This window comes from Rheinheimera sp. (genome assembly GCF_020217005.1).
Classification (GTDB): Bacteria; Pseudomonadota; Gammaproteobacteria; order Enterobacterales; family Alteromonadaceae; genus Pararheinheimera.
Window position 1 is genome coordinate 1 of record NZ_JAIWOI010000027.1, and the last position, 10,000, is coordinate 10,000.

Consider the following 10,000-nt stretch of genomic DNA (forward strand, 5'->3'; position numbering starts at 1 on the left):
GCTAAATTTAACGCTACCTGCCAGTGATGGCCTGGGTTAGCTTCATGATAAGTCAGGGTTTTTAAATCAAATTTAGCATTAGCTTTAATATCGCGCAGGTTAATCCAATAAATACCGGGTTTACTGCCGTCTATGGCGGGTGAAGTGTATTGACCGCCAGCAGCGCTGTCCTGAATTTCGACCGGAATGCGCCGTACTTCCACCGGGTAAGGAGGCTTGGTAGCAAAGAGCTCCGGCATACGTTGATTAATTTCAGCGATGTATTTATTCAAGTCGTCCAGCACCTGCTGGCGGCCAGCATCTGAATCTTCATACAAAAACCGTGTTTCGCCATTTAGTGCCGTCATACGTGCGCCAACAGAGCCTTCTTTATAGCCTTGGGCTTGTAAGATGTTATCCATTTCCTGGCTAATGCGGGCCACTTCAGCCAAACCTATTTGGTGAATTTGCTCCGGGGTTAGATTGGTATCCCCCAGCTGTTTTACTGAATACGCATAAAACTTATCGCCACCTGGCTGAGCCCAAATACCGGATTCAGTCCTGGCTTTTGGCAATTGCGCACGCACAGCAGCGGCGAGTTGCTGATAGCCAGCTTGTACTTGTTGTTCTACTAAAAGCGCCGCTGTGGTCAGGTATTGTTGCTTAGCTTCTGCTGACAAGTCTTTGACTGCATCCAGCTTTTTCGCAAAGTCTTTATACAGCGCATGCTCTGTCACTGCACCACCGGCATAGCTATCGAGTATAGCCAGGGATCTCTCCAGTAATACTTTAGGGGCTATCCAGCCCGCTTCAGCGTCTGAAGTGAAACGTTGTTGAACCGCTTTTAACGCAGCACCAAATTTCTCCAGCCGGCTTAAGTAGTTTTTCGCATCCTGTTCATTCGCTATAGGGTGAGAGTTTTGTAAGGCGCCAGCCATATCTATAGTGGGACCGTTGATCTGATTGACAACAAAAGCCGAGTGTCCCATCCAGGAGTCGATATAGCCATGAGGTAATTCGTTGCTGCCAGCATAGTACTGCATAATATTCAGCATCACAGCCTGATTTTCCGCATCAACAGCATCTGCTGGTACTGGAAGAGCGGCAAGTTGGCTAATGACGGCATTTAGTTGTTGCCTAAGTTGGACTTCTGCTTCTGCACTGTAGTTTTCCAACTCAGTGTGAAAAGCCTTGCCTACAACATCTTCGGACAAACCTAAAGCTGAGGCATTTAAAGCGCGTGCCTGAAACAGCAGTTGAGTGGCTTGTTGGTATAGTTGCTCTGCGCTCACCGCTGAGGTTGCAGCTGTTTCGACTACTGATGCGGCTGGTGTTGTTGGGGCGTCGTTGCAGGCAGTCAGAAACAGGCCACTGACTGCCAGCGCTATTATAGATAAACGCATAGTTTTTCCTTTTGGTTAGAGTGCGTAAACTGCAGCTTATCTTACGCCTTGAACCGGAATAATTCAGCACAGCAACAGACATTTGCGTTAAAACAAAATAAAAACTGGCTTATTCGCGTTATACTTCGCCATCTTTTCTGAGCTTTGCTTCTGGCTCTGCTTTATGGATGGTTAGCCGAAAGTACTCCTATGATTGAAAAACACACACCTGCGTTTTATGCCGCTAGTTTTGCCCTTTGTCTGGCTGCTGTTTTTGTGTTTGCTAACCTGCATATGTTGCAACCTTTGTTGCCGCTGTTAAGCCGTGAATTTCAACTGACAGCGCTACAAACCAGCTGGAGTTATGCTATAGGCACGCTGGCTTTAGGCTTGTCTTTGCTGGTTTATGGTGCTTTATCAGATGCCTACGGGCGGCGAACGCTATTACTCTGGAGCCTGGGTGGCATGGCATTGAGTACTTTGGCGCTGACACAGGTTGAAACGTATCACTCCCTTCTGGTATTGCGGGCTGTACAGGGCTTTTGTCTGGGAGGCTTGCCTGCAATAGCTATAGCTTACATGGGCGAAGAGTTTAGTAAAACAGCTATGGTGGTTGCTGTTGGCTATTATATCAGCGCCAATTCATTGGGAGGCATCAGTGGGCGTTTATTGTCAGGCTGGTTTGCTGAAATGAATCACTGGCAATGGGTGTTTTGGCCTATGGGACTGGGTAGTGTGCTTTGTACTTATCTGGTCTGGCGTTTTTTGCCCAAATCCAGCTATTTTCAGAAACAGCCATTTCAACTGACACAGGCTATGTCAGACAATTGGTTCCATTTACGCCAAAAAACTTTGTTACTTACCTATCTGATTGGCGGGCTTAACTTTTTTGTTTTTCTAAACCAATACACTTTTGTCGCCTTTCGTTTATCTGATGCACCTTATATGTTATCCAGTGGCTGGATAGGGCTGCTCTTTATGACCTATTTAACCGGGACTTTAGGCTCGGCTTTATCGGGCAAAGTTGGACAACGACTTCACCCAGCGTTGGGTATGGCGCTGGGCATAGTGATTATGATGCTGGGTACTGTACTGACGCTGTTACAGGAACTGCCCTGGATTGTGGCAGGCTTTTTTATCAGTGCTTTTGGTTTCTTCCTTTGTCATTCATTGGCTAGTGGGTGGGTCAATCAGCAAGCTGTTAAAGCCAAAGCCAGTGCCAGCGCCTTATATCTGGTGTTTTATTATCTGGGCGCCAGCTCTGGTGGATTGTATTTGTCACCTTTCTGGCAGCACTGGGGTTGGAATGGAGTGGTTGCCGCTTCACTACTGATGTTTATATTGACCTTGTTACTTAGCCTCTGGCTAAACTACAGTTCGTCACAACAGAGGTAAAATAACTTGCGCTCATTTTGTTGACCTTGTTAGCATAGAGCCACTTCCATTTTGAGTACCGCTGAAATGAACAACTAAATTCCCGAAAATTTGTAGTCGTTATTTTACAAATCATCAGGAATGCTGTTGTTGAACAGGTATTTGTCTTTTATTTTTTGTCTGTGAACACAGCCTCCCTGTATTTCAGGAGTCTGTATGTCTGAATTATCAAACGTTTTATTGTGTCGCCAATTTCAATGGACCCAGCCAGGCCTGGAGTCTTTGCACCCTGCAATAGACCTGCAATTGCAGAACAAGGCTCAGGCGTTGGTCGGATTAAACGGTTGTGGTAAATCCTTATTTTTGAGCTGTCTGGCAGGTCAGGAAACTGGCCTGGCTTACAGTGGAGAACTGCTTTGGCAGCGTCCATTTTATTATGTCTCTCAACAAGAAACGGCTTTGAATCAAAACATCTGCAGTTATCTGGGTTTAGGTGCTTTGTTTGACGCATTAGGACGAGTAGAGGCTGGCAGTCTCGAACAAGCCGATTTTGACTGTATAGGTGATCGTTGGTTAGCTAAAACAGAGCTGAGCCAGTGGTTGCTGGATTTAAATTTACCCACAGATGCCACAATGCCTCTGGGGTTGTTAAGCGGTGGCCAGTTGATGAAACTGCGCTTAGCCAAGGCTTTTGCAACTCGGCAGTTTTTATTGCTGGATGAAGTATCAAATCATCTGGACCAGGCTGCACGTACATGGCTGCAGCAACAACTAAAGCATCATCAGGCTGGATATTTATTAGTGAGCCATGACGTGGAGTTATTGTCGACCGTTGACTGTATCTATCAACTATCCCCGTTAGGACTGGAGAAATATCAGGGCAACTACCAGGATTTTTTAGCGCAAAGTCAGAGACAACAGCAGCAGTTGCAGCTGAAAAATAACAAACTGAAGAAACAACAGAGCCGGCAGCAACAGCAACAACAACTGTTAATTGAGCAACAACGGCAAAAACATCAGCAGGCTAAAAGGAATAAAAGCCAGACTAATCAAGCGCCTATATTGCTTGGTGCAAAAGCACAACAGGCTGAACAAAGTCATGGTCGTTTACAGCAGCAGGTGCAGGCTCAACAGCAAGAGTTAAGTGCCCAGCGTCAAAAGTTGCAGCGACAACTGGATTATCGTGTCTTACCAAAACTACCGCTTGTTGGCGCCGTAAAAGCCTGTAACGGGCCTGTGCTTTACTGTGACGGCCTGGTTTTACCTTATGGAACAAGAGCAGCTTTGTCGTTTCAGCTCAACGTACAGCAGCGATGCCTGGTGACCGGTGGCAATGGCTGTGGTAAATCGACTTTACTTAGGGTATGTGCAGGTTTTATTCAACCAATGCAGGGGTCAGTACAGGTGAAGCAACAGCTTTGGTATTTAGATCAGCATTTATCTTTACTGGATGCTTTTGCGGGCGCTGTAGAGGCCATTCAAGCGTTGACAGCAGTGCAGCAGGAGTCGCAAATCCGAACTCATTTGTCCGGTATAGGTCTTAGTACAGCGCGTCTGACAGTGCCAACGCAGCAGTTGTGTGGAGGAGAGCGGGTGAAGCTGATATTGTTGATTTTGGCATTGCAGCCTTATGCTCCCTATTTGCTGCTGGATGAGCCGGATAATCACCTGGATTTTCAGGCACAAGCTATGCTCAAAAGCTTTTTACAAACCTATCCGGCTGGTTTTATGTTGGTGACTCATCAAGATACACAGTGGCAGCAGCTGGAGTTTTCTAATTGGCTAAGGCTGGATTAATCCAGTCTTAGCCAGGCTAATCTAGTCTTTGCCAGGCTAATCTAGTCTTTGCCAGACTAATCTAGTCTTTGCCAGACTTCTTCAATTTTCATTCCATCTTCCATACCACTGTGATGCCAGAGATCGCCTTCGACTTTGGCTTTAAATTCATAGGTTTTATTTAGCATCGAAGCGACTGAACCTGTTTGTGGAGTTTCGTGATAGTCATTGCCTTTCAACTGGTAAGTGCCTGTTAAGGCACTGCTGAAACTGCCGTCTTTATTGACGGTAACAAAACTGAAATAGCTATTGGACAAGACTTTTACCGACTTCAGATCCTCAGCTGAGACTTTGATCACAGTGCCATCGGCCTTAGTGTAAACCGCAGACTTGAGTGTCCAGCTGCCTTGCAGTGTTGCAGGCTCCGAGGCTATAGAGGGTAAAGCAACGCAGCAGAAAGCAGTAAAGATCCAGAGTGCTAAGTGATTCATTTTGTGTCCTTTTCAGTAATTTTATAAAGACTCACTATATACCCAAGTAACTTCAAGATACAGAATTCAACGGATCTGAAACTCGTATCTTGAGGTCACTTGGGTATCGAACACAAAATGGAAATTGATAACCCGCTTTAGTCCGTATTCAGGCTGATGGTTTGAAAACAACCTTCAGCTAAATCGGCGAGACTAAACTCCGCCAGTTGAATACGTTTGAGGTGCAGCACTTTAAAGCCCTGGCTGCGGCACATATAGCGGATTTGTCGGTTTAAGCCCTGAGTCAGCACAATTTCAAAGCTATCAGCGCCCAATTGGGTCACCTGGCAAGGACGGGATTGATAGCTATAAGGGCCGACAGTCCAACTGACACCTGACGCCAGTTGATTTAAAGCCTGAGTGGTCAGTGTTTTATCTACCGTCACCTGATATGTTTTTTCATGATAAAAATCAGGGTGCAACAAACGCTGTGCCAGTCCGCCATCATTGGTCAGCAGCACTAAACCACAGGAGTCTTTATCCAGGCGCCCCACCGGAAAGAGCCGCGTAGGGAATTGCTGCAGCAGATGATACAAACTGTCGGCTTTATCGGGATTGAGGTTGCAGTCTATGCCCACAGGCTTGTGGTACAGCAGATAATGCTTTTCGGTGGCAGCAGCAAAAGGTTGCTGATCGACCAGAATATGGTCGTCAGCATCCACATGGTCAATATGATTGGCTGGACGCTGGTTCACCAACACCCGGCCTTCGTCAATCAGCCTTGAAGCGGCTCGTCTTGAACAAAGGCCATGGTCGGCCAGATACTTGGCTAAACGAATCTTCATCCGCTTTGACCACTATCTTTTACGCTGTAGTTTTTGGCTTAGGCTTAAAGCGACGACGCTGACCATTGCCATTATTGTGTTCAGCAGCAGGAGTCGCCATATGACCAGCGGCCTGAGTCTGAATACCTGGTGTTTTTGGTGCTTCAAATCGGCGAGGTGGTTTTTGCCCCTGGGCCGTCTTTTGCGCCTGACCCTGTGCTTGTCCAGACTTTTGACCCGCATGGCCTGAAGCTTTGTTGCCTGCATTTTTTGGCTTAGCGCCTTCAGCCGGAGCTTTACGTACGGGGCGAGGTGGGCGTGGTGCTTTGGCTATCGCCACCATGGCTTCTGGCAATGGATTTGGATTGATAGTCTGGCTGGGCAGCTTAATACCAATCAAACGTTCCACCAGTTTTAACTGCGGAATTTCGTCCGGAGCGACAAAAGACACAGCTAAACCAGATTTACCAGCACGGCCAGTACGGCCTATACGGTGCACGTAATCAGCAGGTGAGCGTGGCAGAGCAAAGTTCACTACATAAGGCAGCTGGGAAATATCTATACCCCTGGCTGCCACGTCTGTGGCGACCAGTACCCGCAATTCATTGGCTTTGAAATCGGCCAACGCCTTAGTACGGGCATTCTGGCTTTTGTTGCCATGCAATGCTGCAGAAGGAATACCTGCATAGGTCAGCTGTTCACTCAATCTGTTGGCTTCGTGTTTGGTTGGCATAAAGACCAACACCTGTTGCCAGTTGTTTTCGGTGATCAATTCACACAAAGCGGCCGTTTTCTGGCCTTTGTTCAGCAAATAGACTTGCTGTTCAATTTTTTCGACAGTGGTGTTTTCCGGCGTGACCTGGATCATTAGAGGGTTTTGTAACAAGCCCTGAGTTAAGCCTTTAATTTCATTACTAAAGGTTGCAGAAAACAGCAGGTTTTGGCGAACTTTAGGCAACAGCGCCAGGATTTTTTTCAAATCACGGATAAAGCCCATATCCAGCATACGGTCGGCTTCGTCCAACACCAGCATTTGCACCTGGTCCAGCTTTAATGCGTTTTGGCCCAGTAAATCTAATAATCGACCCGGAGTGGCAGTTAAAATATCGACACCACCACGCAGAGCCATCATTTGAGGGTTAATGCTAACACCACCAAACACCACATGGTGTTTGAGTTTAGGGCTTAATTCTTTGCCGTACTTTTGAATTTGTTCTTCAATCTGCGCCGCCAGTTCGCGGGTCGGCGTTAAAATCAGCGCCTTGACCGGACGAGGTTTCTGGATAGGTTGTGCTGATAAAATTTGCAGTATAGGTAAAACAAAGCTGGCAGTTTTGCCTGTGCCGGTTTGAGCGGCAGCCAACAGATCACGACGCTGTAACACAGCTGGAATGGCCTGTTGTTGAATAGGAGTAGGTTGGGTATAACCGGCCTGATGTACGGCCTCAACCAAAGCAGGGTTTAAACCCAAAGCAGAAAATGACATTAAATTTCTCAAATAAAAGCGCGAACCCCAATTGGCCCCCGCAAAAAGCCGCGCATTGTAACGGTAAAGCGCTGGCGCGACCAGCGCTATTGTCGGTTTTTTGTGCAGCTTAGTGAATTGAGAGTAAAAATGGGGTCAGATCACATTATTTGCCCAGCAAATAATGTGATCTGACCCCATTTTTAGCCAAAGCGAAGCGAGGCCAACTTACTTAAACCCATCGCAACTGAACCAAACTGATCACCGCGGATCACTGGTACTTTGGGCAATAACTGCTGCAGCATCTGCTGAACACCAGGCACTGCAGAAGCGCCACCTGTGACAAAAATACTGTCAGGTTTGACTCCGGCGCTTTCAACACATTGCTGGATCAACTTACTAATGCCGGATAGCTCCTGATACAAAGCGTCCATCAGTTGCTGTTGCGACAGATTTTGCAAAAGACCCTGGTCGATACGGTCCAGTATCACATCCACTACGGCATGCTCAGTCAGTCCGATTTTGGCTTGCTCTGCTTTTTGATTCAGGTAGTAACTTAAATGCTGCTGATAGACCTGGATAAAGCGATTTAATAACAAAGGTTCAGCGGCTAAGTCTTTTAAATCCAGCAGTTCGTCATAGGTTTTTTCGGCATAAAACCTTTCCTGTGCATGGATATCGATGATATTCACAGCGTCGCTAAACAAGGCGCCAGGCAAAGGTTTTCCATCCAGCGCCAGACTCTGGCGGCCAAAGAGTTTCATCAGGCCATAGATGGTGAGTTTAATGTCCATATCCACACCGCCTATACGTTTGCCGCTGTGACCCAACAAATCGCTGCTACGGTCAAACTTTTGGCTATGCTCTGGCCCTAAGCGGATCAGACTGATATCGCTGGTACCGCCGCCAATGTCCACCACCAGCACCAGTTGTTCTTGTGTTAAATGCCGTTCGTATTCAATAGCAGCAGCCACAGGCTCGTAGGCAAAATCGACTTCTTTAAAACCAACCCGGCTTGCAGCCTGATTTAATATCGCCAACGCCCGTTCATCGCCCAAGGCTAAATCTATGCCCTGAAAATGGATAGGTCGGCCAATCAGCACCCGTTCAACCTGATGACCTAGTTTTTGTTCCGCACCTTGCTTGATTTGACCCAGTAATAAGGTGGCGACCTGGGTATAGATCTCAGTTTGAGCTGGTGTCAGGCGACTACCTAACATAGATTTAGGTGAGCGGATAAAGACACCACCCAACGGATCCATACTGTAGCGTTCGTGTGCGGCTTTACCGACCAGCACCTTACTGTTTTGCGCTAATAAACGGGTCAGGCTGGCTGACAGGTAGGCGTCTTCGTCTTGTGGATCGCGTTGACGTTCTATATACAAAGCAGAACTTAAATAACGGCTGCCATCCTGCTCCAAGGCTAATAAATGTGGCTGTTGCTCCAGCATAAAACCAGCAGCACAGTTGGATGTGCCAAAATCAACAGCAAGATAAGCAGCAGACATAGGATCACCTGTCAGAAAAAAGGCCGGCGAGTATAACGTTAATCTTCAGCCTTGTCAGGCGAGACAGGCAGGATTTTGGCTTCACCTGCTGGCTGTTTGAGGACCTGCAATAAGAACCCGAGAGCATTTGGCGATTGGTAAGAATTATGATTTGAAGGCACGATGATCTCTTGCACAGCTTTACTTTGATGAGCGCTGAAAAATGGCACTACACCATCACTGATTTGACTGCAGCTTCGTTCATCGTGGCAGGATAAAGGGCCATTGCTGCCAATAATAGAATACACTGGTCTTTGATAGGCCAGCTTATTTAAGCCCTGTAGCAGAGGATGACGAGGTGATAATACCTGCACTGAATGTGGGCCTCCGCCGCCACTTAAGTATTCGCGCATCGGTAAAGTGATTTTGTCTGGCCCTAGTTTCAGGATAAAGTTGCTGATAAGCACAGTGAAATTCTTCGGTAAGTTAATAAACCAACTGGCGATCTTAGCTAACACTGATTCAGAGGATTCAGAGCCGCCATGTGGAGTGTCAAGAAACACAACTTTGTCGATATAAGGTCTGGCGTTAAAAATAAAAATATCTTTGATCTTATCCATTTCCTGCTGAGCGTATCCCAGTTGCTCGGGACGTTCTGTAAAGCTCAAATCCCAGAGTAGAAAGTCCGTATTCTGGATCAGTGTTTTGCTGACAATGCCGCCCATACTGTGGCCCACCACCACCACTTGCTCCAACTGTGGTGAATCACCATTGGCTGTGAGCATAGTCTGTAATTCGTCCAGTTTTTTTCGCAGCCGCATTGAGTTGTAAAACGGCGGTGGGCCAGATGGATAAAAGGCATGCCAGATTTGGTAGCGTTGTTTTAATTCTTCATCCTGCAGCACGGCCATGGTGAGTTCGTACCATATGAGTGGGCTGGAATTCAGGCCATGGATCATCAACAGAGGTTGTTTGTTTTGTTGCAAAGGAGTCACTGCATAAACCCCTAACTTATTATCAGCAAGTTCAGCGTTGAATAAACCAGGTAATTCCAGTTCGGCTAATTTCGCTTGCTGCATTAACCATAAATAACTGCTGGCTGCGTCGTACAGCAAGGGATAAGACGCAGATTTAAACTTTAACTCTGTTGCATCCTGCATCAGATGGCCTTGCAGAGTCAGTTGAATTTGCAGGTCTTTATTAAATTTCAACTCTTTCAGACTGACAGTGACTGAGCGGAAAA

At 46.8% G+C, this 10,000-nt stretch carries 8 protein-coding genes; 2 read left to right on the forward strand and 6 right to left on the reverse strand.

Annotation, left to right across the window (positions count from 1 at the left end):
- Positions 1–1,382: DUF885 family protein (locus LDL40_RS01380; protein ID WP_300992951.1), on the reverse strand; the 1,382-nt coding region annotated here is incomplete at its 3' end.
- A 189-nt stretch (positions 1,383–1,571) separates the two neighbouring features.
- Between LDL40_RS01380 and LDL40_RS01385 the strand changes: the two genes are divergently transcribed.
- Together LDL40_RS01385 and LDL40_RS01390 are read left to right on the forward strand one after the other, a co-directional pair.
- Positions 1,572–2,756, forward strand: coding sequence for an MFS transporter (locus tag LDL40_RS01385; RefSeq protein ID WP_300992954.1), 1,185 nt, complete (start codon positions 1,572–1,574; stop codon positions 2,754–2,756).
- 195 nt (positions 2,757–2,951) lie between these two features.
- Positions 2,952–4,532: an ATP-binding cassette domain-containing protein gene (locus LDL40_RS01390; protein WP_300992957.1), complete on the forward strand. Its 1,581-nt coding sequence runs from the start codon at positions 2,952–2,954 to the stop codon at positions 4,530–4,532.
- 56 nt (positions 4,533–4,588) lie between these two features.
- On the opposite strand, the gene LDL40_RS01395 is transcribed toward LDL40_RS01390, so the two are convergent.
- The 5 genes from LDL40_RS01395 to LDL40_RS01415 all read right to left on the reverse strand — a co-directional run.
- Complete coding sequence (locus LDL40_RS01395) at positions 4,589–5,002, reverse strand: hypothetical protein (RefSeq protein ID WP_300992960.1); 414 nt, start codon at positions 5,000–5,002, stop codon at positions 4,589–4,591.
- A gap of 137 nt (positions 5,003–5,139) precedes the next feature.
- Complete coding sequence (locus LDL40_RS01400; protein WP_300992963.1) at positions 5,140–5,826, reverse strand: pseudouridine synthase; 687 nt, start codon at positions 5,824–5,826, stop codon at positions 5,140–5,142.
- 19 nt (positions 5,827–5,845) lie between these two features.
- Positions 5,846–7,291 carry a DEAD/DEAH box helicase gene (locus LDL40_RS01405; RefSeq protein WP_300992966.1) on the reverse strand — a complete coding sequence of 482 codons (1,446 nt, stop codon included), beginning with the start codon at positions 7,289–7,291 and terminating at the stop codon, positions 5,846–5,848.
- A gap of 182 nt (positions 7,292–7,473) precedes the next feature.
- Positions 7,474–8,778: a molecular chaperone gene (gene yegD, locus LDL40_RS01410; RefSeq protein ID WP_300992969.1), complete on the reverse strand. Its 1,305-nt coding sequence runs from the start codon at positions 8,776–8,778 to the stop codon at positions 7,474–7,476.
- Between the two features lie 38 nt (positions 8,779–8,816).
- Positions 8,817–10,000: esterase/lipase family protein (locus LDL40_RS01415; protein WP_367304290.1), on the reverse strand; the 1,184-nt coding region annotated here is incomplete at its 5' end.

Excerpts from the sequence above, each read along its gene's own strand:
- LDL40_RS01385 (WP_300992954.1), top strand. The coding sequence starts at position 1,572 with ATGATTGAAAAACACACACCTGCGTTTTATGCCGCTAGTTTTGCCCTT.
- LDL40_RS01390 (WP_300992957.1), top strand. The coding sequence starts at position 2,952 with ATGTCTGAATTATCAAACGTTTTATTGTGTCGCCAATTTCAATGGACC.
- LDL40_RS01405 (WP_300992966.1), bottom strand. The coding sequence starts at position 7,291 with ATGTCATTTTCTGCTTTGGGTTTAAACCCTGCTTTGGTTGAGGCCGTA.
- yegD (WP_300992969.1), bottom strand. The coding sequence starts at position 8,778 with ATGTCTGCTGCTTATCTTGCTGTTGATTTTGGCACATCCAACTGTGCT.
- LDL40_RS01400 (WP_300992963.1), bottom strand. The coding sequence starts at position 5,826 with ATGAAGATTCGTTTAGCCAAGTATCTGGCCGACCATGGCCTTTGTTCA.
- LDL40_RS01395 (WP_300992960.1), bottom strand. The coding sequence starts at position 5,002 with ATGAATCACTTAGCACTCTGGATCTTTACTGCTTTCTGCTGCGTTGCT.